This is a genomic window from Bacillus pfraonensis, from assembly GCF_050768835.1.
GTDB lineage: Bacteria > Bacillota > Bacilli > Bacillales > Bacillaceae_G > Bacillus_A > Bacillus_A pfraonensis.
In genome coordinates, this window is record NZ_JAHCDO010000014.1 from 258,308 (window position 1) to 284,949 (window position 26,642).

22 protein-coding genes, 2 pseudogenes and 1 riboswitch are annotated in these 26,642 nt (G+C 34.2%); of the genes and pseudogenes, 7 read left to right on the forward strand and 17 right to left on the reverse strand.

Going from position 1 to position 26,642, the window contains the following annotated elements; all coding sequences use genetic code 11:
- Positions 1-10 precede the first annotated feature (10 nt).
- Positions 11-220, forward strand: a complete 210-nt coding sequence (locus tag KFD70_RS15895) for a hypothetical protein (RefSeq protein ID WP_336454181.1) — start codon at positions 11-13, stop codon at positions 218-220.
- A 228-nt stretch (positions 221-448) separates the two neighbouring features.
- Here KFD70_RS15895 and KFD70_RS15900 read toward each other — a convergent pair whose 3' ends face one another.
- The 4 genes and pseudogenes from KFD70_RS15900 to KFD70_RS15915 all read right to left on the reverse strand — a co-directional run bounded on the left by KFD70_RS15900 (position 449) and on the right by KFD70_RS15915 (position 4,738).
- Positions 449-1,507 (reverse strand): lactonase family protein, encoded by a 1,059-nt coding sequence (locus tag KFD70_RS15900; protein ID WP_336454180.1) that lies wholly within the window; start codon positions 1,505-1,507, stop codon positions 449-451.
- 646 nt (positions 1,508-2,153) lie between these two features.
- A pseudogene (locus KFD70_RS15905) lies at positions 2,154-2,715 on the reverse strand (NADPH-dependent FMN reductase).
- A gap of 219 nt (positions 2,716-2,934) precedes the next feature.
- On the reverse strand, positions 2,935-3,783 hold the full coding sequence (locus KFD70_RS15910; RefSeq protein WP_336454177.1) for a YitT family protein: 849 nt from the start codon (positions 3,781-3,783) through the stop codon (positions 2,935-2,937).
- 58 nt (positions 3,784-3,841) lie between these two features.
- Complete coding sequence (locus KFD70_RS15915; protein ID WP_431613228.1) at positions 3,842-4,738, reverse strand: LysR family transcriptional regulator; 897 nt, start codon at positions 4,736-4,738, stop codon at positions 3,842-3,844.
- 504 nt (positions 4,739-5,242) lie between these two features.
- Between KFD70_RS15915 and KFD70_RS15920 the strand changes: the two genes are divergently transcribed.
- The gene (locus tag KFD70_RS15920) at positions 5,243-5,473 is read left to right on the forward strand and encodes a DUF896 domain-containing protein (RefSeq protein ID WP_431613229.1); all 231 of its coding nucleotides are present in this window, start codon (positions 5,243-5,245) and stop codon (positions 5,471-5,473) included.
- 140 nt (positions 5,474-5,613) lie between these two features.
- On the opposite strand, the gene KFD70_RS15925 is transcribed toward KFD70_RS15920, so the two are convergent.
- The 4 genes from KFD70_RS15925 to deoC all read right to left on the reverse strand — a co-directional run bounded on the left by KFD70_RS15925 (position 5,614) and on the right by deoC (position 9,352).
- The gene (locus tag KFD70_RS15925) at positions 5,614-6,009 is read right to left on the reverse strand and encodes a cytidine deaminase (protein WP_336454174.1); all 396 of its coding nucleotides are present in this window, start codon (positions 6,007-6,009) and stop codon (positions 5,614-5,616) included.
- A 39-nt stretch (positions 6,010-6,048) separates the two neighbouring features.
- Entirely contained in the window at positions 6,049-7,350 is a 1,302-nt protein-coding gene (locus KFD70_RS15930) for a pyrimidine-nucleoside phosphorylase (protein WP_431613230.1), read from the reverse strand.
- Positions 7,351-7,387: 37 nt separating this feature from the next.
- On the reverse strand, positions 7,388-8,569 hold the full coding sequence (locus KFD70_RS15935) for a NupC/NupG family nucleoside CNT transporter (protein WP_431613231.1): 1,182 nt from the start codon (positions 8,567-8,569) through the stop codon (positions 7,388-7,390).
- A gap of 111 nt (positions 8,570-8,680) precedes the next feature.
- Positions 8,681-9,352, reverse strand: coding sequence for a deoxyribose-phosphate aldolase (deoC, locus tag KFD70_RS15940; protein WP_336454171.1), 672 nt, complete (start codon positions 9,350-9,352; stop codon positions 8,681-8,683).
- A gap of 164 nt (positions 9,353-9,516) precedes the next feature.
- On the opposite strand from deoC, the gene KFD70_RS15945 reads away from it, so the two are divergent.
- Positions 9,517-9,879 carry a hypothetical protein gene (locus KFD70_RS15945; RefSeq protein ID WP_336454186.1) on the forward strand — a complete coding sequence of 121 codons (363 nt, stop codon included), beginning with the start codon at positions 9,517-9,519 and terminating at the stop codon, positions 9,877-9,879.
- Between the two features lie 60 nt (positions 9,880-9,939).
- On the opposite strand, the gene deoR is transcribed toward KFD70_RS15945, so the two are convergent.
- The 6 genes from deoR to panE all read right to left on the reverse strand — a co-directional run bounded on the left by deoR (position 9,940) and on the right by panE (position 18,700).
- Positions 9,940-10,887, reverse strand: a complete 948-nt coding sequence (gene deoR / locus KFD70_RS15950) for a DNA-binding transcriptional repressor DeoR (RefSeq protein ID WP_336454170.1) — start codon at positions 10,885-10,887, stop codon at positions 9,940-9,942.
- 296 nt (positions 10,888-11,183) lie between these two features.
- On the reverse strand, positions 11,184-12,272 hold the full coding sequence (gene nheC, locus KFD70_RS15955; RefSeq protein WP_336454169.1) for a non-hemolytic enterotoxin subunit C: 1,089 nt from the start codon (positions 12,270-12,272) through the stop codon (positions 11,184-11,186).
- A 196-nt stretch (positions 12,273-12,468) separates the two neighbouring features.
- Positions 12,469-13,677, reverse strand: coding sequence for a non-hemolytic enterotoxin subunit B (gene nheB, locus KFD70_RS15960; RefSeq protein ID WP_431613232.1), 1,209 nt, complete (start codon positions 13,675-13,677; stop codon positions 12,469-12,471).
- 53 nt (positions 13,678-13,730) lie between these two features.
- Positions 13,731-14,891 carry a non-hemolytic enterotoxin subunit A gene (gene nheA, locus KFD70_RS15965; RefSeq protein WP_431613233.1) on the reverse strand — a complete coding sequence of 387 codons (1,161 nt, stop codon included), beginning with the start codon at positions 14,889-14,891 and terminating at the stop codon, positions 13,731-13,733.
- Positions 14,892-15,519: 628 nt separating this feature from the next.
- The gene (locus KFD70_RS15970; protein ID WP_336454166.1) at positions 15,520-17,346 is read right to left on the reverse strand and encodes an APC family permease; all 1,827 of its coding nucleotides are present in this window, start codon (positions 17,344-17,346) and stop codon (positions 15,520-15,522) included.
- Positions 17,347-17,492: 146 nt separating this feature from the next.
- Positions 17,493-17,638: riboswitch (cyclic di-AMP (ydaO/yuaA leader) on the reverse strand.
- A gap of 129 nt (positions 17,639-17,767) precedes the next feature.
- Positions 17,768-18,700 carry a 2-dehydropantoate 2-reductase gene (gene panE, locus KFD70_RS15975; RefSeq protein WP_336454165.1) on the reverse strand — a complete coding sequence of 311 codons (933 nt, stop codon included), beginning with the start codon at positions 18,698-18,700 and terminating at the stop codon, positions 17,768-17,770.
- Between the two features lie 226 nt (positions 18,701-18,926).
- On the opposite strand from panE, the gene KFD70_RS15980 reads away from it, so the two are divergent.
- A complete protein-coding gene (locus KFD70_RS15980; protein ID WP_420792384.1) occupies positions 18,927-19,130 on the forward strand; it encodes a GNAT family N-acetyltransferase in 204 nt (67 codons plus the stop codon).
- Positions 19,131-19,809: 679 nt separating this feature from the next.
- Positions 19,810-20,142 carry a DUF1877 family protein gene (locus KFD70_RS15985; protein ID WP_336454185.1) on the forward strand — a complete coding sequence of 111 codons (333 nt, stop codon included), beginning with the start codon at positions 19,810-19,812 and terminating at the stop codon, positions 20,140-20,142.
- A gap of 62 nt (positions 20,143-20,204) precedes the next feature.
- Here the strand turns inward: KFD70_RS15985 and trhO are convergent, their stop codons facing one another.
- Positions 20,205-21,179 carry an oxygen-dependent tRNA uridine(34) hydroxylase TrhO gene (gene trhO / locus KFD70_RS15990; protein ID WP_336454164.1) on the reverse strand — a complete coding sequence of 325 codons (975 nt, stop codon included), beginning with the start codon at positions 21,177-21,179 and terminating at the stop codon, positions 20,205-20,207.
- Between the two features lie 539 nt (positions 21,180-21,718).
- Here trhO and KFD70_RS15995 point away from each other — a divergent pair.
- Positions 21,719-23,017: an Nramp family divalent metal transporter gene (locus KFD70_RS15995; protein WP_336454163.1), complete on the forward strand. Its 1,299-nt coding sequence runs from the start codon at positions 21,719-21,721 to the stop codon at positions 23,015-23,017.
- 42 nt (positions 23,018-23,059) lie between these two features.
- Here the strand turns inward: KFD70_RS15995 and KFD70_RS16000 are convergent.
- Positions 23,060-23,920: pseudogene (locus KFD70_RS16000) on the reverse strand (M23 family metallopeptidase).
- A 232-nt stretch (positions 23,921-24,152) separates the two neighbouring features.
- On the opposite strand from KFD70_RS16000, the gene KFD70_RS16005 reads away from it, so the two are divergent.
- Positions 24,153-25,439: a TcaA 3rd/4th domain-containing protein gene (locus KFD70_RS16005; protein ID WP_336454162.1), complete on the forward strand. Its 1,287-nt coding sequence runs from the start codon at positions 24,153-24,155 to the stop codon at positions 25,437-25,439.
- 296 nt (positions 25,440-25,735) lie between these two features.
- Here the strand turns inward: KFD70_RS16005 and KFD70_RS16010 are convergent.
- The coding region (locus KFD70_RS16010) for an IS3 family transposase (protein WP_431613234.1) at positions 25,736-26,642 on the reverse strand (907 nt) is incomplete at its 5' end.

Sequence of the window (26,642 nt, forward strand, 5' to 3'; positions counted from 1 at the left end):
AAAAGACTCAGTGCAACAATTTAAAACCCACAAATACTGGATAATATATACAAAACGTTTAGCAGCTTTTCCACAAGCAATGATCCAAATCTTGTTTGTTTTGCGAATTACTTTGTCGCTCATGAAATTTAGTGCTGAAGGTTTAGTTAAAAGAAATGAAAACGAGCAGTTTCGATATTGTAGTTTCGAAACTGCTCGTTTTCATTTCTTACTTTTTTAAATTACTTTACATAAACACAGTACACTTTAATTATTTTCTCGTCAAAAAAATATTTTTCTTTTTATCCTGCATCAATAGCAAGCCCTCATTGACCTATTCCCACTTTCACTTTATTTAGATGAGGAGGCTTCCCAGTTAAAATGGTTAATAAAAAGCGTATGCTTATAGAAAGAAACATACGCTTCACCTTAAAATATTTCATTACATAAATACAGTAATACCAATACATTACATATTCAAAAACTTAACACATACCGGGTCAGGTACTACAACATCAGACTGCAAAAGCTTTAATTTTCCAAAAGACTCGTCTCTTGAAAATAGCACAAGGTTATTAGTTCTTTCGTTTATAACGATAAGGAATTTCTCAGTAGGATCTAATATGAAATCTCGGGGCCAATCCCCCTCTGTATATACAGATTCAACAAAAGTAAGCTCCCCTGAATCTTGATTCACACTGAAAACAGCAATACTATTATGCCCTCTGTTTGCTGCATATACAAAACGACCATCGGAAGATATGTGAATTGCACTCCCTTGATTATTTCCACTATATTCATTTGGAATAGTGGAGATATATTGAACTTCTTTAAATCCACCATTCTCAGCATTATATGTTAAAACGATTACCTGCGAACTCAGTTCTGTCATCACATAGACGTATCTTCCATTTGGATGAAATACAAGATGCCTTGGACCACTTCCAGGCTGAACTGACGATCGATTAACTTCTGTTAAAATACCGCTACTTACTTTATACGTAATTAATTGATCAATTCCCAAGTCCACAGCTACTACGTATTTATGATCAGGCGTAAATCCAGCGTAATGGGTATGTGGCTTTTCTTGTCTCTCTTTATTTGGACCTGAACCTTTATGCTCTATAATAGATGTCGCCGAATCTAAAGCTCCATCTTCTCTATTTACTATATAAGATTCAATTGTCCCTTTATGATAGTTTGCCGTAACTACTACTTGATTTGTTTTATCAATACTCACATGACATGGTGATGCCCCATCTAATACTTGGCTATTTATTACTTCAAGACTGTTAATAGGATGGTTAATAGAAAAAGCTGCTACTCCACCTGATTCACCTTTTTTTATGACGGAATATAAAAATTGATTATCTTCGCTAATAGCTAAATATGTAGGATTATCTAATTTAGCCGCTAGACTAACCTCTTTAATTGTCGCTGCCCTTGTATCCAATGTAAATTTGTAAATCCCTTCGCTATCCCCTCGCGTATATGTTCCGATATACCCAAGCAATTTACCGTTATTCATTCTTAATATCCTCCCTTAAAATAATTTAACCCGCATTAACGAATAATAAGCCCCCGCCGTAACATGTAACAATTGCAAAGATATTAAATAGGGATCAACTATCTATAAAGTGAAACTTCAATCAGTGGGGGTTTTCTCCATCCCCTACTGATTGTTAGTTAAACCAATCGGGCTTTTATGGGCTTGTTTATCTCCTACCTAAACTTCTTCGTATTCTCTTCAGTTTTGAGGTGGGAGTATTACAGCCCGTTAAAGCGGGGTAAACGTGCAATGGTGAGGTCTAATCAACGTTTCACTTTACGACATTCTACCACAAAAATGGAATTAAAATCCCTTTCATAGAACTAACAACAACCATAGACACATAATCCTACACAAATAATTCTTTTCATAAAAAAGCTCCCTTATCAAAATCGTAGCCAAAGTCTCGATAAGGGTCTAAATTTTTAACATTTACAATTTTATCTCGCATTAACAGGCAGTAAAACTCTCTACCACATCATCAAATTGTATTCATCATATAGAAAAACGCTATTCTTTTGTAAAAATCTACAGATAGAATAGCGTTTTTTCGAAAGAAAATTCAAACGACCCATGATCTTTATACTCTCGATGACTCCTATGAATATTCCCCACACAGCATCTCTTATTTATTTCGTAAAACCTTTAACGCATCACTCCACGCAATAACTTGATCGATCATGTTATTGACTGCGCCTTCATGGTGCGCAGCAGGTTTAAAAACAGTAAAGTTCTCAAAATCTGTGAATAACGAAAATCCGACTTGGTTACGCACATCAGCAACCTGCAGCTCACCCATGATTAATCTTAAATTCTCTATTGCACGAGATCCCCCCCATTCCACCGTACCCTACAAAACCAGCTGCTTTATTATTCCACTCATTATATAAATAATCCAGTGCGTTCTTAAGCGCTCCCGATGTTGCATGGTTATACTCAGGTGTCACAAAAACATACCCATCAAGTGACCCAATTTTTTCAGACCATACCTTTGTATGTGACTTAGTATATTGTCCAGTCGCTGGAGAACCCGGCTCATCCAACAATGGCAAATTATAATCAGCAATATCAACAAGTTCAAACTCAGCGTCACTGCGTTTCTTTGCCATATCGTATACCCATTTAGCAACTGCTTCACCGTTACGCCCTGGACGTGTACTTCCAATAATAATTCCTATTCTAGTCATGTCTTTCCTCCATATTCATCGTAATATAAATGCAGATAGAGAGTTAAAAAGTCCATCTGTATTTTATAATTTCACAATCCATAGCTTTTACTTTTTGTATACATGTTATTCACTTTAAAACGAATCATAGATTTAAAAATGATTTACACGCTTCTACTCATCTAGTTTTTACCGATTTCAATAAAAGAGCTAGTCTTCAAAATTGAAGACTAGCTTTTTTTAACTCGCTTTAAAGCCGCCACCTAACACATCACGTACATCGTGAATAACAACGAATGCATTTTCGTCTTTTTGACTCACGACTTTCTTTAATTGCATAAGTTCTTGTTTATTAATGACAATATATAATACTTCTTTATTATTTCCTGTATAACCGCCCTTTCCCTCTAATACTGTTACACCACGTGTCATATTCTTCATAATAGATTCTCTAATCATGTCTGGATTGTTTGAAATAATTGTTACAGCCGTCTTTGTATTCAATCCTTCTACAATAAAATCAATAACCTTTGCACCGATAAATACCGCTACAAGCGTATACATCGCTTTTTCCTGTCCAATAATAAATACTGAACCTGCAATAACGACGATATCAATAATTAATACACCTTTTCCAACACTCCAGCCTAAATATTGGTTTGCTAATTGTGCTATGATTGCAGATCCACCTGATGTACCACCTGCACGGAACATAAATCCTAAACCAACGCCAACGAAAACACCCGCAAATAGAGCAGCTAATAATGTATCATGATTTACCGGAGTCGCAATATCTTCTGTGATATATAAAAAGAAAGATGAAGAGACAATACCAAGTATTGTATACACCATTGTCTTTTTATCAAAAAACTTATACCCAATTGCAAGTAGTACTGCATTTATTAACAGGTTTACAGTGCCTGGTGACCATTCAAATAAATAATATGTAATAACTGTAAGTCCAATAATGCCACCTTCAGATAATCGATTTGGAATCGCAAAAAAGTTAATTCCAATCGCAAATAATAATGATCCAATTACGACAAGCGCTACTTCTTTTACTCTCTCATTCATTACTCTATCATTCATTCTTTTTCCCCCTATCTACCCCAATATATATTTTTTCAGCTACTTTTAGATCAGAGAATCAAGCGAATTCTTTCCATTTCTCTGCATGCTTTTCTATCATTTCAATTAATTTCTTCATTGCAGGAGTTAACCATTTACTTTTGTGATATGCCAATTCAGTTGTGACGAAATCTTCACTATACGTCCATGGTAATACACTAAGCTTACCTTGCTCGACTTCTTCTTTTACCGTTATAAACGGTAAATAAGATATCCCTAGCCCACACATAACAGTTTGCTTAATCGCTTCAATACTCCAAAAATGAATATGAGAACAATTAATACCATCTTCTTTAATCCGTCTTTCTAACAAATCTCGATAGCTCCCTGGCTCTGTAAGCAACAACATTTCTCCTTCTAAATCAGCAGGGCTAACGCTCACTTTTTTTGTGAGTGAATGTTTCGGCGGAGCAATAAGCACAATCTTCTCTTGAACAAGAGAATGGGTAACGATATCCGCACCTAGTTGTTCTGGATGTGTAAATAAAGCGAAATCAAATTTCCCTGATTTTAGCTCATTGTGCAATTCTTGACTCTCTGATGGTTGTAAAATGATATGTACTTGCGGGTACTTCCTTTTAAATTCATATAAAACAGCAGGTAATCGATAAATCATTAAAGACTCATTTGCTCCAATGCGTATTGTCCCTGAAAATTCCCCGTTCATTTGAGATGATTCCAATGCTTCATTTGATAATTCCAATATTTTATGCGCATAAGAAAGCATATGCTCCCCTATATCAGTTAAAATTACTTTTTTACCAAGGCGATCAAATAATGGATTCCCAATCTCTTCTTCTAACGATCGAATATGATTGGTGATTGTCGATTGCGTATACCCAAGTTGTTCTCCAGCCCGTGTAAAGCCACCGCTTTCCGCTACAATAATAAAAGTTTTCAAATGGCGCAGCTCCATACTTACTCCTCCTGTTGTACGATCCTATATCTTCTCGATTTTTTTCTTTTTATAACCATATCTCTATATTAATGAGAAAATGAATATGTAAGTTATATCGTTTTCCATTTACTCGAAAACGCAGTCTATTATGTAACGAGACACCAACAAAAATAATCATTCTCATGAATTTAGTTGGTTTTACACACAAACTCACATATGTTCACACTGAGCAAGTCTCTGAGGACCTTTTATTCTCTATTTAAATCATCCATGAAACAGCTGTTCCTTTACACTCATCTAATCGCTATTATATATTTAGACTACAAATAAATAAAATGAATTATTTTAATAGAAATCATTTATAAAAATGATGGGTAAATTAAATATACTACAATTAGACACTCTTCTTTCAAAAAGAGCGTCTTTTTTATTTGCCACTATTGACATAATCAAACAAAAACATTACAATAACTTTAAATTAGTAAGTTACTAATTTAAAGTTAAAAACGAGAGGTGAGTATAATGAAAAATATATTATTTCGCATTAATGAACTAGCAAAAAAAGAAAGAACTTCCGGGCTAAAAGAAACTGAAAAACAGGAACAACAAATGTTACGACAAAGCTATATGAAAGAATTTCGCGGGAGTTTAGACTCTATTTTATTAAACACAACAATTGTGGATCCTAACGGAGAAAACGTAACTCCGCTTGCTTTACAGCATGCAAAAAATCGCTTGAAACTTGGAAAATGAATACTCAAATGGATGTAACGAAAAAATTTGATAAAACATAAAAAGAGCCTAATTTCTATCTTTAGAAATCATGGCTCTTTTTAACATATAATCTCATTGTCTCTAATCCGATTACTTCATAATTTAAAACACTTTTACACTCAAGATAAATCCGCTATTGTAAAAGCACCTGGCAACAATTGTTCCACCGTTACTTCTTTTTCATCACCTTTTTGATTTGTTAGTAATACCGGCATTTGGGGATCACAAAACTCGGCAATAACTTGTCTACAAGCCCCGCATGGCGAAATCGGGCCATCTGTTTCACCCGTGATTACCAAATAACTGAAATCACGTTCCCCTTCTGATACCGCTTTGAATATAGCTGTTCTTTCCGCACAATTACATAAACCGTAAGAAGCGTTTTCTATGTTACAACCGGTATACACTTTACCTTCTTTCGTAACTAACGCTGCACCAACAGGGAATTTAGAATATGGAATATAAGCTTTTTCTAACATTTTAGTCGCTTCTTCAATATATCTTTTTTTATCCATGTTATTTCCTCCTCAAAGTACAGTTCATTTTAATAGTTCTTAATCAGTAATAATTGTATGAATTAATTTAGGAGTTTCAGCATTTTCTGATACAGAAATGTTTTCATAAATTTTAGCTTTTACATCTTCTACGTTTTCACGATTTGCATAAATCGTAACAAGTGGTTCTCCTTCTTTAACAACTTCTCCCACTTTTTTGCGTAGCATTAAGCCAACCACTAAATCAATTTCATCTTCTTTTGTTGCACGACCTGCACCTAGAAGCATAGCAGCAATACCAATTTCATCAGCCACAATGTTAGAAACCACACCTGAAGTTTTAGCTGGCACATCAATTACATATTTTGCTTGTGGTAACTTTTCTGGATGATCTACAATTGAGCTATCTCCGCCTTGATTGCTTAAAAACTCTTTAAATTTCTCAATTGCTTTTCCGTTCTTCATAACTTCTATTAACATTTCACGTGCTTCTTCTAATGTATTTGCTTTTTTACCAAGCACAACCATTTGACTTCCTAATACAAGCACTAATTCTGTTAAGTCTTCTGGTCCTTCTCCTTTTAGCGTATCAATTGCTTCCTTCACTTCAAGAGCATTACCAATTGCAAAGCCCAGCGGTTGTGACATATCTGAAATAACAGCCATTGTTTGACGTCCAACATTATTTCCGATTCGTACCATCGCATGTGCTAATTCTTTTGCATCCTCTTCTGTTTTCATAAATGCACCTGCACCTGTCTTAACATCAAGAACAATTGCATCAGCACCAGCTGCAATTTTTTTACTCATAATTGAACTTGCGATTAACGGAATGGAATTCACTGTTCCAGTTACATCGCGTAATGCATAAATTTTTTTATCAGCAGGTGTTAAATTTCCTGTTTGTCCAATAACTGCAACTTTATCACGGTTCACTAAATCAATAAATTGTTCTTTCGTAATTTCAACATGGAAGCCTTCTACTGCTTCTAATTTATCAATCGTACCACCTGTATGTCCTAAACCTCGACCAGACATTTTTGCAACTGGTACATCTAACGCAGCTACTAATGGTCCTAAAACTAATGTTGTTGTATCCCCAACACCGCCAGTTGAATGTTTGTCTACTTTAACTCCTTCAATCTCTGATAAATCAATTGTTTCTCCTGAATTTACCATAGCCATCGTTAAATCAGCACGTTCTCGATCAGACATGTCTTTGAAAAAGATAGCCATTGCCAGTGCACTCACTTGATAATCAGGTATTGATCCATCTGTATATCCTTTAATAAAGAACCCGATCTCCTCTGTTGTTAACTCTTTACCATCACGTTTTTTCGCAATAATATCTACCATTCTCATCTTAATCACCATTCCTTTTTTGTATTCTATGAAACTTTTAATATATTAAACCAACAATCGTTGCCGATAAGAAACTTACTAACGTTGCACCGAAAAGTAATTTCAAACCGAATCTTGCTACTACATTCCCTTGTTTTTCATTTAAGCTCTTAACAGCTCCTGCAATAATTCCAATTGAAGAGAAATTCGCAAATGAAACAAGGAACACGGATATAATAGCTGTTGTTCTTCCAGAGAAATTAAAGTTTCCTTGTGCTAAATTTGTCATAGCTACAAATTCATTTGATACAAGTTTCGTCGCCATGATGTTACCTGCGTTCACAGCTTCATGCCAAGGAACTCCCATAATAAATGCAAACGGCGCAAATACATAACCAAGAATTTCTTGGAATGAGATACCAATTACACCTTTAAACACAGCATTAACGAAAGCGATTAAAGCAACAAATCCAATTAACATAGCTGCTACTGTAATAGCAACTTTAAAGCCATCTATTATATATTCGCCTAACACTTCAAAAAAGCTCTTTTTCTCTTCCTCTTGTACTTCTAACATATCCTCCTCTTCAGTAACCTCGTAAGGGTTAATGATAGAAGCAATAATAAATCCACCAAACAAGTTAAGTACTAAAGCGGTTACAACATACTGCGGTTTTAATAAAACCATGTACGATCCAACGATGGACATCGAAACTGTAGACATTGCAGACGCACACAATGTATATAATCTTCTTTCCGATAGCAAACCTAGTTGCTTCTTAACAGAAATAAACACTTCTGATTGTCCTAAAATTGCTGAAGCCACCGCATTATACGATTCAAGTTTCCCCATCCCATTTATTTTACTTAAAGCTAAACCAATATATTTCACAATAAATGGTAACACCTTAATGTGTTGCAGGATTCCGATTAAAGCTGATATAAAAACAATTGGCATTAATACCCCTAAAAAGAACGAAAATTCTTTTTGATTCACTAACCCGCCAAATACGAAATTAACACCATCACCAGCATACTTTAACAATTGTCCAAAACCATCTGCAATTCCAGCGATTAGTACATTTCCAATGCTTGTGTTTAATAATAAGAAACCTAAAATAAACTGAAGCACAACCATCGTTATAATAGGACGATATTTCACTTTTTTTCTATTATTACTAGCAAGCCATGCAATACCTAACATAATAATCAAGCCTATGATACCGATTACATATTTCATAACATTCTCCCTCCTTTTCCGTATCCGCTTACATATTTTCAATTATTAAAGTAATAGATACACTATGCTCTTTAACATTTTGTGTATCTATTACTTCCCATTCCTTATGAATTAGTAGTTATCTGAAGCGCCTTCTTGATCATTTAATACGATTGCAACACTTGCACTTGCACCGATTCGAGAAGCACCAGCTTCAATCATCTTTTCTGCATCTTCACGTGTACGAACGCCACCTGATGCTTTCACACCAACATTTGCTCCAACAGTTTTGCGCATTAATGCGATATCTTCAGCAGTCGCTCCACCAGTTGAGAATCCAGTTGAAGTTTTTACAAAATCAGCACCAGCTTTTACAGATAATTCACAAGCACGAACTTTTTCTTCGTCTGTTAATAAACAAGTTTCAATGATAACTTTTACAAGCGCTTTTCCTTTTGCAGCTTGTACAACTTCACGAATATCTTTTTCAACAAATTCATTGTCACCATCTTTTAAAGCACCAACATTAATCACCATATCTACTTCAGTTGCGCCTTTTGCAATTACATCTTTTGTTTCAAATACTTTTGTTTCAGTTGTATTTGCACCTAAAGGGAATCCGATAACTGTACAAATATCTACATCATGTCCTGCTAATTCTTCAGCAGCTAATTTCACCCATGTAGGATTAATACAAACAGAAGCGAAATTGTATTTCTTTGCTTCTTCTAAAACTTTCATTACATCTTCTTTTTTCGTATTTGGTTTTAAAACTGTATGATCAATTAACTTTGCAATGTTCATTTTCTTCACTCCTCATATCTTTTAACAACTTCATTCTAACCCCTTTTTGAACAAATGTAAATACACTCATGAAATTTTGTTCAATCTTTTCTAGGAGGAAATTATCCCCAATAAAACGAATCTTAATTTGTAGTATAAAATGGGAGACAAAGGATGTGAGCCATTTGCTAAAATCGAAGCCCTTTATACTAGCATTACTAATATGCATCGCACTATCTATATTTGTCTTTCAAAAAAGGAAAGTAATTTTCCAAGAAGGGAACCCAATACCATTTGCTATAGCTATTTCAAAAATGGTTATTCAAGATAAAGAAATGATAGCAGTAGAACCAACAGATAATGAATATCCTTACTTAGTAAAACGTGGAAAAATGGAACCGTTTATCCATATGATGGAGGAAGATGGTTGGACTTTTGTGGAAAGAGATATAATGGCTAACTCCCTAACTTTTGAAAAAGGAGATCAATCGAAGAGTATCCCTTATAAATATTATACGAGATACTATACCCTTATTTACTCATACTAAAATAGATAATATATTCAAAAAGGCTCTCCCAAAACATTACTTTTGAGAGAGCCTTTTATTTTACCCTTTTTTATAATGCAATAATTCTTTTGCAGTATGCTGATCTATAATTAATACATTTGCATATCCACCGCTTAACGCTCCATCGATTGCTCTCACTTTTCTTGATCCCCCCGCAACGAGGATAGAACGTTTCTTTAATCGCAGTTCTTCTAACTCAATACCAATTGTACGCTGATTAATTTCTTTACTACTAATATTGCCGTTCTCATCAAAGAAACGTGAACAAATGTCACCGACTGCTTGTTTTTTCAACAAGCTCGTTTCATCCTTATCCAAATATCCTAATCGGAATAATAGCGCTTCATCACGCACAGTTCCGACAGTGAAAATTGCAATGTTTGCTTGTTTTCCCATTTCAATAATGTGATGAATATGTCTATCTTGTTCCACTAATTCTTTCGTCACTGCATTATCAAATATAACTGGAAGTGGTAAATTTCTGGGTGTCGTTTGAAATGCGTCTGCAAATAAAGCGATTGTCTCATTCGCATATGTATTTACACTTGAATGACTAATACCACCTTTCAGCTGGACAACTTCTACCCCTTTTACGTGCTGAGGTATAATTTTCCTAGCAATTTCATACATTGTCGTTCCCCAACTCACTCCGACGATGTCCCCGTTTTTAACCGTCTTTTCCATATACTCAGCAGCGTATTTACTAATATATTCTGTAATTGTCGCATACTCTGGTACCGGAGAAAATACAACATGTGCTTCTAATAAATTATATTTTTCTCTAAGTAAGTTTCCTACATTATCTAAATCAGCAAATGGATCTGCTATGTTAATTTGAACAAACCCTTTTTCTTTCGCATATTTTAACAACCTTGAAATAGTCGGTCTGGAAATTTTTAACTTATTAGCGATTTCTTGTTGGCTATAATCAGATTGGTAGTATAATCTTGCAACTTCAACGCTTAGTTGTTGTTTTTCTTTATCCATACTAAATATATCCTTCCTTACATTTTCTATACTCAAATACATCATACTTACAAGCATTATACCGCTTTATTCCAGAAAATTCGACCATCTGAATTAATAGCTAACTTCCCTAGGATAAATCACTTCAAAATGACTGATTTAGCGTAAAAATTTTCAACAACAAGTCTCTCTATATTCTCCTTACTTACATTCTTTCCTCTCTATTTATTCCACATTAACAGGCAGTAAAAGACCGATTGGTGCAGGATAATAATCAGTGGCGGATGAAGAAAACCACCACTGATTCAAGTTTCACTTTATTTCACTTTTGCATCTTCATGTAATTTTTCTGTATAATTCTTGACATCCTGCCAACTATCTTTAGCTATATTTAGATCTTCTTTAATAAAAGTAAACTCTTCAGGATTGATACTTTTTACATTTTGTAACAAATCATTATACTTAGCACCAATTGTATACCACTGATTCGAAATATTTTGAAGAGAAGTAATGGCTGCATCAATTGTTTCCGTCATATTTATTGTTTTATTTTTCACATCGGTCAAAATAGCTATCTCTGCCTGTGCCCCAGAAATTCTCGTCTTTAAATTTTCGATTTCTCTCTCTGCGTTTGCAATATCTTTCTTGGCAACAGCAATCATCGGTCCACCGGCAAGACAAGTAATTAACGCCGCACAAAGCACTGACCCAGCAATTAGCATATCATTACTTTTTTTAATTGAATCATTATAAGTATTGATTTGTTGCTGCAAAAGTGGAATTCCAGCATTTCTACTTGCTAAAATTGCTGTTAATTGATTTGAATCGTCTTTAAAGCTTTTTGTATCTTCCGCCATTCTATTTCGAAACGTTTTTAAGTTTTCTAATAGCTTGTCCACTTCACTCTGATTAGTCAAAATAATATTGTATAGTTTCTCTAGATCAGATTTCAATTTCCCTCTGTCTTTTTGGTCAATTGCTGTTATTAGACTACTGTAATAAGACTGAAACGTCCCATTAAATTCCACTATATTTTGATCTGTTTTCATAATTTTAGGTTTCATTTCATCTAACCAAAAAGATGCATTCACTTTTGCATCTTTTTGATGCTTAACCATGTTTTCTCGTAAACTGCTATTAATTGAACTAATTCTACTCAAATCTGTTTCCTGTTGATTCCGAATTGTATTCGCATACGAATCCATTGCAAATACACTAGATGTTGTTTGCGCCATTACATCTTGGAATCCAGCAGGACCAAGGGAATAATTTTTATCACTTTCTTGTAATGAATGGATTTGTTTTTTTGGTTCTGCTGCAAGGGGATGCAGTGGTACGATATTACTTGTCGTGACCCCAAGAACCATCATTGACAACATGATTTTCTTATAAAACCTCTTATTCATATCTCCACCTACTTTGTATTAAATGCAACTTCTATTAACTGAAGTTCTCTTTATCAAAACCATTCTCTATGTCTCTCTGTTCACGAATAATGAGATTAAAAATCTCCTGCTCAAAATTGAACAGGAGACCTGCATCACATACTTTATATATCCGAAAAAATTATCAAGCATCTCTATATAAAGCATTAGTGATTTATTACGCTTTTGTATCTACTACTTTAATATCCTCAGCATAAATCTTTTCAGCATAATCTTTAATATTTTTCCAGCTATCTTTCGCAATACTTAAATCCTCTTTGATGAAAACAAGATCGTTAGGGCTAATAGATTCAACATTTTGAAGTAAAGAGTTATATTTTGATCCCATCGTATACCATTGGTTTGAAATATTTTGCAGTGCAGTAATAGCTACATCGATCGTATTCGTTAAATATTCAGTTTGATTTTTAATATTTGTTAATCCAGCTACCTGTAATTGAGCTTGCGAAATTTGTCCTGTTATCTTTTGGATTTCTGCCTGCGCATTATCAAGTTCTTTCTTCGCTAAAACAATACCAGCTGTTCCACTACCTATCGCTGCTGCCCCCCCTGCAATGAGTCCAATTCCTAGCGGAGTCCCTGCACCAGTAGCAATTACAACTGCACCACCTATAATAGCAATTGGGCCTAAAGCTGTTGCAACTGATGAGCCAATGATAATTGCGTTATATTTACCAATCGCCTCATTATACGTTGTGATTTGATTTTGCATAAGTGGGATTCCAGCATCTTGACTTGCTAAAATAGACGTTAATTGATTGGCATCACCTTTAAAGTTTTGTGTATCTGCTGTCATTTTATTTCGGAATTTTTTTAGGCCTTCCACTAACTTGTCTACTTTTTCTTTATTCTCTGTAATACTAGCAGATAATCTTGTAAGTCCTTTTGTTAGTGTTGCTTTGTCTTTATTATCTACAGCAGTTACTAGCGTATCATAGTAATTTTGGAATTTCGTATTATAATTAATAATATTTTGGTTCGTAGAAATCAATTGCGGTTTAATTGTATCTAACCACTGATTTGCATTTCCTCTAGCCACATCTTGATGATGAACAACTTTTGTTTTTAAAGAATCATCAACTGTCGTTATACCATTAAAATTAACATTTGCTTGTTTAATAATTGTTAAAGCATATAGGTCCATTACTAAAGCATTTGAACCTGTTCGTTCCATTGCGTCTCTAAGACCGTCTGGCCCTAATGAATATTCAGAGTACTTGTCCGATGCATCTGATGCACTAGCATGAATCGGAATTGGTTTTGTTGGGCTTTCCGATGCATATGTATGTGCTGGCAGAATATTACCGGCTGCCACTACTGCCATGATTGCTGATAGAGCCATTACTTTATAAGGTTTTTTTGTCATTTTTCTTCTCTCCCTATATTTATTAATTATTGTGAGGTATTATCTACTTATATTTAATGTACTTCTACATTTGCCACGTAATTTTCAAATTGATTTGTTTGTTTCTTCACCTCATCACTTACTGTTTTAAGCTGACTGAATTGTCTTTGAAGTGTACTACTATCGATATGAACACTTGTTTCAAGATTGGATTTCATTTGAAGCATATTTTCATTTAGTACCTTCCAATCACTAACCAAGTATTCTAGAGTCGTAATTTGTCTATCAATTAGCTCCGTGAAACTTTTCACCTGATCTTCAATAAAAATAATTTCTGTCGCTTGAATTTCAGTTTGTGATAACTTTTGAATAAGCGGAATTAATTCTTTTTGCTTTTGCTGAATTCTATTAGCTGCTTCTCTTGTTTGACTATCAGCAGCATTTACAATTTCATCGCTAAGAGACCCAATTGATACAAAATCTACCGTTTTTGTTTGAGCTGTTTGATTCGTAATTGTAAAAACTTGCTTCCCGATATTAATCGAGCCTTTAATAATTTCATTTGGTCTATTTAAAATTTTTGTAAGCTCCGCTTGAATCTCTTCTTGAATTCTTTTAATATCCGCTCTTATTTGTACAATATCTCCATTTGAACCTTTTAATGACTGAATTGCTGTTTCAGCCTTTTGAGATAGGCTTGCACTATCTTTATCCAATAAAGCTTTAAAACGATTTAACTCAAGTAAAGTTTGTTCCATGTTATCTTGAATTGTTTGTGCTTGACTTTGAAGTCTACTAAACGCTCCTACAAATTCTCCCTTTGCTTGTTCATCTTCATTTACTTTTCCTACTAAATCATATAATTTACTGTAATAGCTATTAAACCTTGTACTATACCTCATCATCTCTTGGTTTAAATCAATTAATTTCGGATTATATTCATCTATCCATTCACGGACATTCGTTTTTGCAAACTTTTGATGATTCGCCAAACTACTCATAGCGTCTACTTTAATATCTGGCTGTTGTAAAATAACTAATCCATACGCTTGTATTAAAGGTGACTGTGATCCTAACATTCTAATCGAGTTTGATAATGTATTTGCAGCCATTACGTTTTGTACATATGTTGGCTTCAGTTCAGATTGCCCTCCTCCATTGTAAGCGCTTACAGAAGTGTAACAACTTGTAGACATTGCTGTAACCAATAACCCTGTTATGAAAGTCTTTTTCACTCTAACTCCTCCTCATGTATTAGTAGCTATTTATATTTCATTTTCGTGTTCTATTTTTCGAGTACATTGTAATAGGTAAAAACAGAAAACGTTCTCATCATAATTCGTTGAATACCCACCTCTCTCAATTTAATAAAATTAAATTGCAGTACTTGCTTGAACTTAAGAAATATCATATTAACTACTCATCATACTTTTAAACAATGAATAAGCTTGTATATTTTTTGCTATTTACAAAGATTTTCACATTCATACATTGAATATATTACATAAAAATATTATTCATTTTTTACCAAAAATTTGTCAAAGTATGAACAAGTCACTTTATTTAAATTCAAGTTTTATACTGTAGCCTCATTTAAACACAGCTATTTTTCATCGTAAAGAAGTATTTTAATTCCCTTTATTTTCAAAAGTTCATGTCCTTATTCCACAATAAAATCAAAGAGGCTCATCTACTTTAAATCCCCATAAATAACAATAGAAAGCCCTGCTTATTAATTCGAAATAAAATTATTTTAATATAATTATTTCTCCGATATGCAATTATGCATAGTATATACATTATTCCGCAAATATAAAAAGATAGCTTTACCCAAGTAAAGCTATCAAAAAAATCTATTATTCTTTATTTTTTCAAGTGATAAGGTACCGTCGTAATAACTACATTTCTCTTATAAAGCAAGAATGCACGAATTAATAAGCTCGACTGGTTATGAAGAATATTATGCCAGCCTTTCTTAGGAATAAATTGCGGTATTACTACAGTAACCCGGTAATTTGATTCACTTGCTTTATATTGAACTGTATCAATAAATTTGGTCAGTGGCTGAATAATACTTCTGTAATGAGAGTGAAGTGTCACCAGTCTAACTTCAGGCTGCCATTTCTTCCACTTCTCTTCAAAATTCTTTTCATCTTCTCTTTCAAATGCAACATATACGGCGATAATTTGATCTGGTGAAAGAGACTTTGCATAATTCAATGAATTTTCTACTACATGAGTCATACCGGCTACAGGAACGATGATTACGTTCCCTTCGATTGGCACAATTGATTCACAAGTTTTAAGGCTTAACTGATCTCCTACTGCTTCATAGTGTTTTTTAATTCGATGGAAAATAAAAATGATAACAGGTAAGAAAACAAGCACAGTCCAAACTTGTGCAAACTTAGTTAAAAAGAACATACTCATAACGATAAAACTAATAACGGCACCTGTTAAATTAATTGTTAATTTCAAAATCCACCCTTGTGGCTTTTCACGAATCCATTTTACTACCATTCCAGTCTGAGATAACGTAAATGGAATAAATACCCCTACTGCATATAGCGGGATAAGATGTTCTGTTTGACCTTGAAACGCAATAATTAAAATAATAGAAGCAATTCCAAGTATGATAATACCGTTTGAATAGCCTAATCGATCGCCTCTAATCGTAAACATTCTTGGAATAAACTTATCTTTCGCAAGATTAACTGCTAATAAAGGAAATGCTGAATAGCCGGTGTTAGCAGCAAGAATTAATATTAAAGCTGTTGTACCTTGTATAAAAAAGTACATAAAATTCCGTCCAAATGTTTGCTCAGCAATTTGTGAAACTACGGTTACTTCTTTGCTAGGAGTAATTCCGTAATAATAAGCTAGATAAACAATTCCAGAAAATAAAACAGCCAGTAAAGCCCCCATCGCCAGCAATGTTTTTGCTGCATTGTTAGGGGCTGGATCTTTAAAGTTTGGAATTGCATTAGAAATTGCTTCAACACCTGTTAAAGCCGAACTACCTGATGCAAATGCTCTTAACAACAAAAACAAACTGATACCAGCAACTGGTGTTCCAATTGGCGTATGCAAATTTGGTGAAACGTGACCAGTTACAATATTATATATTCCTACTCCTATTAATATAAATAATGCTAAAACGAATAAATAAACTGGATATGCTAAAACAGAAGCGGACTCTGTTACTCCTCTTAAATTTAATATTGTAATAAATAATACAAATATAATCGCAATAATTACATTGTGTTCATGTAAACTAGGAAAGGCAGATGTAATCGCATCTGTACCTGCCGATACACTTACTGCAACTGTTAAAATATAATCTACTAATAAGGATCCTCCAGCTATTAACCCTGGATTCACACCTAAATTTTCTTTTGATACTACATACGCTCCCCCGCCGTGAGGATACGCAAAAATAATTTGTCTATAAGATAAAATTAAAGCTGTTAACAGAATTAATACTCCTATTGCAATCGGAATGGAATACCAAAATGCTAACGCACCCACTGTCGCTAAGGCAATTAATATTTGCTCTGGACCATATGCCACTGATGATAAAGCATCAGAAGAAAGAATAGCTAACGCTTTCTTTTTGTTAAGCTTTTGCTCTCCTAATTCGGTTGATTTTAACGGTCTTCCAATTAAAAATCTTTTTATAGATGAAACCACTGCTGTCCACTCTCCAATAATTTTGTACGAACAATTCTTTGCTAGTTAAAGCTAATAAACTATCTTTTCAGAAAACAAAAAAATGTCTACAAGCCATAACAAATAGACTTGTAGACATCAATTTTTTTGTCGCACAAGCTCCACCTTCCTTCTCAATATAACGCTTACGAGGTTAGCTGTCGGATTCGGGCCTATGAGTAGCCCTACCTTTTTCAAGGATTCACCCCTTGGATTATGCAATAATCCATAAAAACGGGTCCCCCGTACCATGCGGTTTCAGCGATTTAGAAATTTGAAACTGTGGATTATAATACTCCTTTATTTTAAAAAAGTAAACAAAAATTTTCACCCGCCGAATACAAAAAGGATAGAAAAGTAATGATACTTTTTCTATCCTTCAATCATTTCGGTGCTATAAAAACTATACCGGTTCTTTATTTAAAGTCATTTCTTCATATACTTTTAAATTTTGATAGACCGCTTTCAATAATGGTGCATCTACACGAAGTTGTTTTGCTAATTTTAATAAATATCCTTGCAAATGTTCTCCTTCAATTAACGAACCTTTTTCCATATCTCGCTGCATAGATGACTTCATATCATAAGAAATTTTATCAATTGTCTTCATATGTTCCTCAACAATATTTTCTTGAATCGGAGCACCAAATACTTTCATAATCTGTGCTGATTCTTCAAATACACTTCGAAGAAAATCGCGGCCACCATCACTTTCGCGAATCGGTCCTATCGGTGCATGCATTAACGTCGTCACACCTGACATTACTGTAATAAATAAATATTTATGCCACATATCTCGCAAAATATTTTCACTTAGAACAAAACTCGCTTTCGTTCCAGTTAATACTGTAGCAATTTGTTGTATCCTTGCTGAATCATGGTGTTTCATTTCTCCAAACACAAGTCTATCAGCAACACTGGTTTGTACGACTTCTCCTTCATCGTTTAAAGTTGTCTCTATAAAACATAAACCACCACTAACCTTTTCCTCACCAAACTCCTGTTGTAAAAGTGATAAATGAGCAATACCGTTTAGTAGCGGAATTATAACTGTATGATCACCTACAAACGGCTTCAAATCTAGTATTGCTTCTTTTAAGTGATATGCCTTTGTTGAGAATAAAATTACATCAAATGGAGAAACGACATCTTCTTTCGTTACTAATTTGGGTTGAAATGAAAAATCTCCATTCGTACTCCGAATAACGAGACCTTTTTCTTCTAATTGTTGTTTTCGCCTACTACGAACGAGAAAAGTGACATCTTCCCCCTTTTCTACTAAACGTCCACCAAAATATCCTCCGACGCCTCCAGCTCCTAATACTAAAATACGCATATAAAACTCCTCTTTTCCAAACATGAAAATTTTACATCCTTGTAGCATAACTATATTATACATCTGATCCATCAAACAAACAGAAAATTCAACTTTTTAACAAAAGTTAAGGGCTATATACTATATAATATTATTCATTATGTTATTAACGAATAGATTAGTCACATTTCAATTTATGTATTATACACTTAGTAAAAACTTGTATAGTTAGAAAGGATGAGAAGAAATGCAATATCCAATGTTCTTATCTAAGAGATTAACCATACGCCCATTTGAATTAAATGATGCTCCTAAAGTTCAAGAATTAGCAGGAGATAAAGAGGTGGCGAAAACTACTACAATTATTCCTCACCCTTATCCAGATGGCTGGGCAGAAGAGTGGATCCCCTCTACCCATACAGCTATGGATAAGGGGGACAGCTTTCACTAAAAACCCTGCCTCTTCTAAAGTCATGCAAAAATTGGGATTGACACAAGAATGAACATTTAAACAAAGTTGTTTGTACTGGGAAGTATATGAAGATACTGTTGTTTACGGTTTAACAAGATCTGATTATAACAAGAGTAAGTAGCTGCTCTTCTTTTTAGCAAATATCAATAATACGAAAATGGAGATTTTTGATTCATTACTTGTTCAATATGAAATCTAACTACTAATAAAGTGAAACTTTAATTAACGAGACTAAGAAAATATCTTCATAAAAAATAAAAATCCAAAAAAAACCATAACATCCTTATAACAATTAAGTTTTAGCTTCTTAATGAATAATTATAAAAGGAGTAAGTCAAAAAATTTTATGACCTACTCTTTTATTTAAACACTTTTCTTGTGTTGATTCACCAGAAGTAATCTGTATTTCCTCATCCCTTAAAAAGGAGTTGAAATACCCTTTCCTCCCCTTATTTTCAAAGTACTTATTCTATCCATACCTATAAAAAATGATATACTAAATTCAAAATCTTTAGAGGAGCTGGCTATTATGGGGATGATTGGACAGTATATATTAGTTACAGATGAAGAATTAAGTAAAATCAAAACCAATGAGTTAGATATTTATTTTAAAGAAGCTGAGTTAGATATCGATAAGTCATGGTAATTACTCCATTTTATTTTATGTGGTGAAATTGGCGGAGGCGAACCACCACTTGGACATGTCGTACCACTTAATGATTCCATCATAGATAACGATTCTCTCGGTACGTTTTATCTTACAGCTAGTGAAGTCGAAGAGGCTTATTCTGCAATACAAGATTTAAACAAATCTGATTTCAACAACATGTTCAACTTTCAAGAATTAATGGATGAACAACTTTATCCACTTGTTGAAGATGATGGCCCAGATGAAATATTAGAATATACCTATAGTTACTTTTTAGAAATTCAAGAACTATATGAACAAGCTGCTGCAAACAAGCAATGTGTAATCTTTTTCATTATCTAAATAGAAATAAAAAACGGATCCTCTCTTTTACGAGAAGATCCATTTTTTATTAAAGTGAACGATTATCCTAATTTCACTTGATTTTCTTCTTCAATTTTTGCTAATGCGATAGCCACTTGCTCTTCTGTTAACTCATGTTCTTTCACATAACGGTTACGCGGGTGGACACGACATTCGTGTGAGCAAGCACGTAAATATTTCGCCTCATTTTCTTCAGAACATAGAATCTGTTTGTTACATTCTGGGTTTGCGCAATTTACATAACGCTCACATGGTTCTTTTGTAAAGTGGTCTTTTCCAACAATAACATGTTCTTTTTGGTTCACTGGTACACCAATACGCTCATCAAATACGTAACATTGACCATCCCAAAGTTCACCTTGTACTTCTGGATCTTTTCCGTATGTTACGATTCCGCCATGAAGCTGACTTACATCTTCAAACCCTTCACGAACTAACCAGCCTGAAAACTTCTCACAACGAATACCGCCTGTACAATACGTTAAAATCTTTTTACCTTCGAGAATTTCTTTATTTTCTCTAATCCAATCTGGTAATTCGCGGAAAGAGTGAATATCAGGTTTAACTGCACCTCTAAAATGACCTAAATCGAACTCATAGTCGTTTCTTGCATCAATGATAACTGTATTTTCTTCTTGCATTGCTTCATAAAACTCTTTTGGTTCTAAATACTTACCTGTTGTTTCTTTCGGATTGATATCATCTTCTAGGCGAAGTGTAACAAGCTCTGACCGAGGACGCACATGCATTTTTTTGAACGCATGCTCATCCGCTTCATCTACTTTAAATACAATCCCTTCAAAACGTGGATCGTTCTTCATTGCTTCCATATATTTCTCTGTTTGTTCAATAGTACCTGAAGCAGTTCCGTTAATTCCCTCTGTTGCCACAAGAATTCTTCCTTTTAACTCAAGTGAATTACAAAATTCTAAATGCTGAGCTGCAAATTCTTCCGGATTCTCAATTGTTGTGTACATGTAGTACAATAACACTCTGTATGGTTTTGGATTTAACATTTTATTTTTACCACCTATCTAAATTCGATATTTTAAAATCATGTATAAGTTAACGATCATATCGGAACATATAAGAATAAGAAAAGATATGTTAACTATTGTTCAAATAACTTTCTCCTATTTACAATGTTTTCCCAGAAGTTAACGCAAATGAAAAACGAGATTACATAACAATCCACTACGGTTGTGATGTAATCCCAATATATTATATAACATACAAATTCGTTTCCAGCAATTAATATGCTGTGAATCCTATTTTACAATTAAAAAACACCCTTTTCCATTCCATATTATAGGTCAACTCTCTTTATTCTCCTACAATTCCAAAAGTTATAACTGTATTTAGGCTTCCTCGTTTATTTTTGTTACATAGTTATTTCGAATGCACCTTTTATTGCGTTAAGTCATATAATTTGCATTAAGGAAACACTTATGTTCAAATAAAAACATCAACTAAAAATATTTAAATGTATTGAAATAACTAATACGAATACATACAATGATTGCATTAAGCTAAGAAACTAAAGGGGAAAACTACTATGAATAAAGCTATAACAAAAGATGAACAAGCTCCTTCACAAAGTACAACAGTTCAATCTGCTCAACTCGCTTTAAGTGGTGAAACAAAAGGAATAAAGAGATTATTACCTTTTCTAGGACCAGCATTCATCGCATCTGTTGCTTATATTGACCCTGGGAACTTTGCTACAAATATTGCAGCTGGATCACAATACGGTTACTTACTACTTTGGGTCATTCTCGCTTCCAATTTAATGGCCGTTTTAATTCAATCACTATCAGCAAAACTCGGGATTGCAACTGGAAAAAACCTTCCTGAAGTCGCTCGTGAGCACTTTCCAAAACCCGTTTCAATTGGCTTATGGATACAAGGTGAACTCGTGATTATGGCTACTGATTTAGCCGAATTTATCGGTGCGGCTTTAGGGTTATATTTATTGTTTGGCATTCCAATGTTACCCGCTGCTTTAATTACCGCAGTTGGATCATTTATTATACTCGAGTTTCAGCGCAGAGGCTTTCGTCCATTAGAAGCTGTTATTACAGGAATGGTCTTTATCGTTGTTGTAGCGTTTGGTGTACAAGTATTTTACGCAAAACCAGAGCTAAGCCCCCTTCTTTCAGGGCTATTTATTCCTAAATTTCAAGGTGTAGATAGTATTTTACTTGCAGCTGGGATTTTAGGTGCAACAGTCATGCCACATGCAATTTATTTGCATTCTGCTTTAACGCAGCGCCGCGTAGTCGGTACAACAGATGAACAACGAAAAAAGATTTTCCGCTTCGAATTCATTGATATTATTATCGCAATGGTGATTGCTGGAGCAATTAACGCAAGTATGCTCATCGTAGCAGCCGCTCTATTCTTCAAAAACGGCTTACATGTTGAAGATTTAGACGTTGCTTTTAATGAGTTTAGCAACTTAGTTGGCCCTGTATCAGCTAGCCTTTTTGGAATTGGATTATTAACTGCTGGTTTATCTAGTTCTTCCGTCGGTACAATGTCTGGTGATATTATTATGCAAGGATTTATCCGTATGCATATTCCTTTATATGTAAGACGATTTATTACTATGATCCCACCTCTTGTTATTATCGCTTTAGGGGTAAATCCAACTTACGCTCTCGTTATGAGTCAAGTCGTATTATCATTTGGGATTGCATTTGCATTAGTACCGCTTATTCTGTTTACAAGTAACAAAAACATTATGGGCGCGCTAGTGAATCATCGTATTACAAATACAATTGCTTGGCTAATTGCTGCGTTAGTTATCGCTTTAAATATTTTCTTACTGTATCAAACATTTACAGGACAATAACAAAAAGGATGTGATACACATTTGTATCACATCCTTTTTGTTTCATTTAGGTGAAATGACATCCCCTATCGATACCTCTTTACCATCCTTCAAACGGACTCCTCCATTTGGCATAGCTGTTCCCTCTATATCTCGAAAATACAATGGTAATCCTTCTGAAAGAAACAAGCTCGTCTTAGATGGATCTTGTCGTTGATGGTGTATATGTAGGTGCGGTTCACTGGAATTCCCTGAATTCCCCACTTTTGCAATCACTGTTCCTTCGTTTATATATTGCCCTTCTTTCACTTGTACTGATCCTTTCTGCAAATGAGCAAGGATTAAGTATGTTCCAGTTTCCTCTAAGCGTAAATATATGTGATTACCTGTCATCGAATCAAAATCATCAGTTCCTGGTTTCAAATCCGGTTCATCATTATGAACCGATATAACTGTTCCCGAAGCCGGAGCTACTACCTCCGCACCATATATACCGTAATCTTCTAACTTCGAGCTTTTTATACCAGCTGGCGGAATGAGAAGGTCGTATGCCCAGCGTTGATTAGGTGCCCAAGCGTGATAATTCGTATCCAGCTCATCCCCTCCCCATCCTACTAATACAGCTTGATTCAATGGCAAACGAACCATGACTTTTGGCTTTATTGAATAAACATCGGCCGGGTAAGCAATTTGTCCTATTCCAACAAATCATCCTGCTGGCCAAGCCCCAACTATAGATAAAACCAAAATAAAAATAATTATTTTATCTATACAACTTCTAGAAAACACATCCCAACTAATTGTAGTTATTATGATGATTAAAATAACGATGGAAAAGAAACTAAAAGCTTGTATTCCCCACCAAGCAAAGATAGCTACACTACTGTGGATTTGAAATAAAGTCACGAAGTTTATAAAAAAGATGCGATGTTTTAAATAAAGTCGCGACGTTTTGCCCCATTGGATCTGTTTATCTAAAGGGGTGTTTTTATAGTGAAAAGAAGGTCTGAACTGAAAGGCGGATTAAGGAACTGTTGAGTAGCAATAAAGTTACTCCACATCATTTTTTTATAGATTTTAAAATTCTAAATATCCATTATGAATCTGAAGATTCCCACATATTATAAGAATGATGAGAATTAGAGGAGGGGATTTTATGAAAAAGAAATTATTAATCTTTGGAATACCAACTGTTGCTGTATTAATTATTATTTTTTTAGTAATAGGCAAATCACCTTCCCCATCGGATCTTTCAGCTGAATTTGAAGAAAAGGTTAGAAGTGGGGATGCCGAAGGGTTGATGGATTTGGTTACGGTCGATGAAGGGCTACAATGGGATAAAAATAGCGCTAAAAGTATTATTAATTACTTGAATGAAGAAGAACGCGATTTCAAAGATCAAATAATGTTATTAAATGCACAGGCAAGTTACTATGAAACTGAAGGAATATCGAATAATAAAATTTCCCAATTATATCCTGGTAATAGTATTTCAAGTATCGGTCCATTTTACATAACCAAAGAAGACAGCCTATTTGGCGATAAATACATTCTTAAAGCACGAGGATATAAGCTAAAAGTGAATGGAGAAAAGGGAGCAAAAGTTATCCTAAATGACAAAAATATTGACATGGATAAGGAATCAATCATGTTAGGTACATTTGGACCGGGTGTATACGTTATTAAAGGGCAAAAAAATTTTGATTATGTAACTGTTAAGGATCAAGAAAAGGTCACACTTTTTGATATAGACGATTTTGAGGAAACAGCGAGTTTGAACTTTTCCGGTGAAACAGTACCGGTTAGCATCGATATTCCAACCACTTTATTGGTAAATGGTAAGAAAACAAAAGAAATTGAAGATGATGTTCAATTTGGCCCTGTAAAAGATGGCATTACGTTACAAGGAGTAACGGAATTTCCGTGGGGTAAAGGGAAAAGTGAACTACAGAAAGTTGAAATCAAATCGAAAAAGCAATATAATTTAGCACCCAATCCAATAGTAGATGAGACCATAAAAAAACAGATTACAACAGTGATAAATGATTTTTACAAGAATTCAATCGCAGCCAAAGTAAACAAAGACCCTAATCAGTTAACAAATGTATCAGATCATTTGAAATTGGAGTACACAAAAACCATTGAACGTTATGATGGTAATATACGTTATTTTAAAGGCGACGCCTTAGGCACTAGAATCGATTTTTCACAAGTAACATGTCGAATTGATAAAGGGAGCTATCTTCTTGAAATTCCGGTTGAATATCATGAAAAATCAGAAGAAGGTTATCTTTCTCTTTTGCAGGAAAAGTTCTTAAAGAAATTAATAACACTAAAGTACAATGAAAAACAAAAAAATTGGCTTATTGAAAATGAAGGAAATCAATTAAGAATCGATGATGACTATATGACAAGCGAAGAAGTAGTAAAGACAACATTTTAATGTTGAAGTTAAACGGTCTGAGTGGTTATTAATTTTGAGGAAACCGCATTTTTATTAAAAAAATGCAGTTTCTTTAGAGTAAAGGTAAATAACATTTACAGAGTAAAACTCAAAGGTATTTATTAATTTCATGTTGATTTGTTTATTCAAGAAAAGGGCGCTATTTTGGAAAATCTAAGATGAAAAATGATCAAACTTTTTTATAAAACCGAAACTTAAATATGCTAAAGAAGAATCCATTTTGATCAATCTTGAACAGCTCCCTGTCAAGTAGACAGTGGAAATAATAAAAAACCTTAAGCGGCTTGAATCCTGTATTCCAATGGGCTCAAGCCGTTTAACCTTTCTTGGTAACGCTCGTTATTATAAAATTGGATATACTCATCTATTGCCTGTTGTAAGGCTTCAAATGTTTCATATTTATGTAAGTAATACTTTTCACATTTCAACGTTCCCCAAAATGATTCCATCGGTCCATTATCTATACATTTCCCTACACGGGACATACTATGAATCATGTTTGCTTTTTCTATTTTTCTCTTAAATCCATGTGATGTATATTGGTACCCCCGATCACTATGAATCAATGGTTGTTCATTCGCTTTTAATATATTGATAGCTTGGTCCAATGTCTGAAATACCAATTTATTATTGTTTGAATGTCCCAATACATAACTAATAATAGAGCTATCATAAAGATCTAAAATAGCGCTTAAATATATTTTTCTTCCGCTTTTTAATTTGAACTCTGTGACATCTGTTACCCATTTTTCATTAGGTCTGCTTGCCGTAAATTCACGATTAAGTCGATTTTCAGCGACATATTGCGCAGTTGAGGGAACATAGCGTTTTCTTTTCCGACGAATCACAGACTGTAATCCAGCGATGTGCATTAAACGATAAATACGTTTATGGTTAAATTTTCTATGGTATTTCCTATTAATATTTAATTTCATTCTTCGATACCCATAAATGCCTCCTACTTGTTCATAAATCGCTTGAATATCTTGAAGAATCGCTTCATTTTCTAATTCTCTAGCTGTTGGCGTACGCTGTAGCCATTTGTAATAGGCAGCACGAGATACACCGGCAATTTCACATAAAAGGATGACTGACAGATTTTCGTTCGCATGTAAATCTTGAATCGCTCTATATTTATTTTGTAGACGAATACTTGTTAACGACGCCTCCTTTCGAGTTCCT

Excerpts from the sequence above, each read along its gene's own strand:
- KFD70_RS15900 (WP_336454180.1), bottom strand. The coding sequence starts at position 1,507 with ATGAATAACGGTAAATTGCTTGGGTATATCGGAACATATACGCGAGGG.
- KFD70_RS15910 (WP_336454177.1), bottom strand. The coding sequence starts at position 3,783 with ATGAATGATAGAGTAATGAATGAGAGAGTAAAAGAAGTAGCGCTTGTC.
- KFD70_RS15915 (WP_431613228.1), bottom strand. The coding sequence starts at position 4,738 with ATGGAGCTGCGCCATTTGAAAACTTTTATTATTGTAGCGGAAAGCGGT.
- KFD70_RS15920 (WP_431613229.1), top strand. The coding sequence starts at position 5,243 with ATGAAAAATATATTATTTCGCATTAATGAACTAGCAAAAAAAGAAAGA.
- KFD70_RS15925 (WP_336454174.1), bottom strand. The coding sequence starts at position 6,009 with ATGGATAAAAAAAGATATATTGAAGAAGCGACTAAAATGTTAGAAAAA.
- KFD70_RS15930 (WP_431613230.1), bottom strand. The coding sequence starts at position 7,350 with ATGAGAATGGTAGATATTATTGCGAAAAAACGTGATGGTAAAGAGTTA.
- KFD70_RS15935 (WP_431613231.1), bottom strand. The coding sequence starts at position 8,569 with ATGAAATATGTAATCGGTATCATAGGCTTGATTATTATGTTAGGTATT.
- deoC (WP_336454171.1), bottom strand. The coding sequence starts at position 9,352 with ATGAACATTGCAAAGTTAATTGATCATACAGTTTTAAAACCAAATACG.
- deoR (WP_336454170.1), bottom strand. The coding sequence starts at position 10,887 with ATGGATAAAGAAAAACAACAACTAAGCGTTGAAGTTGCAAGATTATAC.
- nheC (WP_336454169.1), bottom strand. The coding sequence starts at position 12,272 with ATGAATAAGAGGTTTTATAAGAAAATCATGTTGTCAATGATGGTTCTT.
- nheB (WP_431613232.1), bottom strand. The coding sequence starts at position 13,677 with ATGACAAAAAAACCTTATAAAGTAATGGCTCTATCAGCAATCATGGCA.
- panE (WP_336454165.1), bottom strand. The coding sequence starts at position 18,700 with ATGCGTATTTTAGTATTAGGAGCTGGAGGCGTCGGAGGATATTTTGGT.
- KFD70_RS15980 (WP_420792384.1), top strand. The coding sequence starts at position 18,927 with ATGCAATATCCAATGTTCTTATCTAAGAGATTAACCATACGCCCATTT.
- trhO (WP_336454164.1), bottom strand. The coding sequence starts at position 21,179 with ATGTTAAATCCAAAACCATACAGAGTGTTATTGTACTACATGTACACA.
- KFD70_RS15995 (WP_336454163.1), top strand. The coding sequence starts at position 21,719 with ATGAATAAAGCTATAACAAAAGATGAACAAGCTCCTTCACAAAGTACA.
- KFD70_RS16005 (WP_336454162.1), top strand. The coding sequence starts at position 24,153 with ATGAAAAAGAAATTATTAATCTTTGGAATACCAACTGTTGCTGTATTA.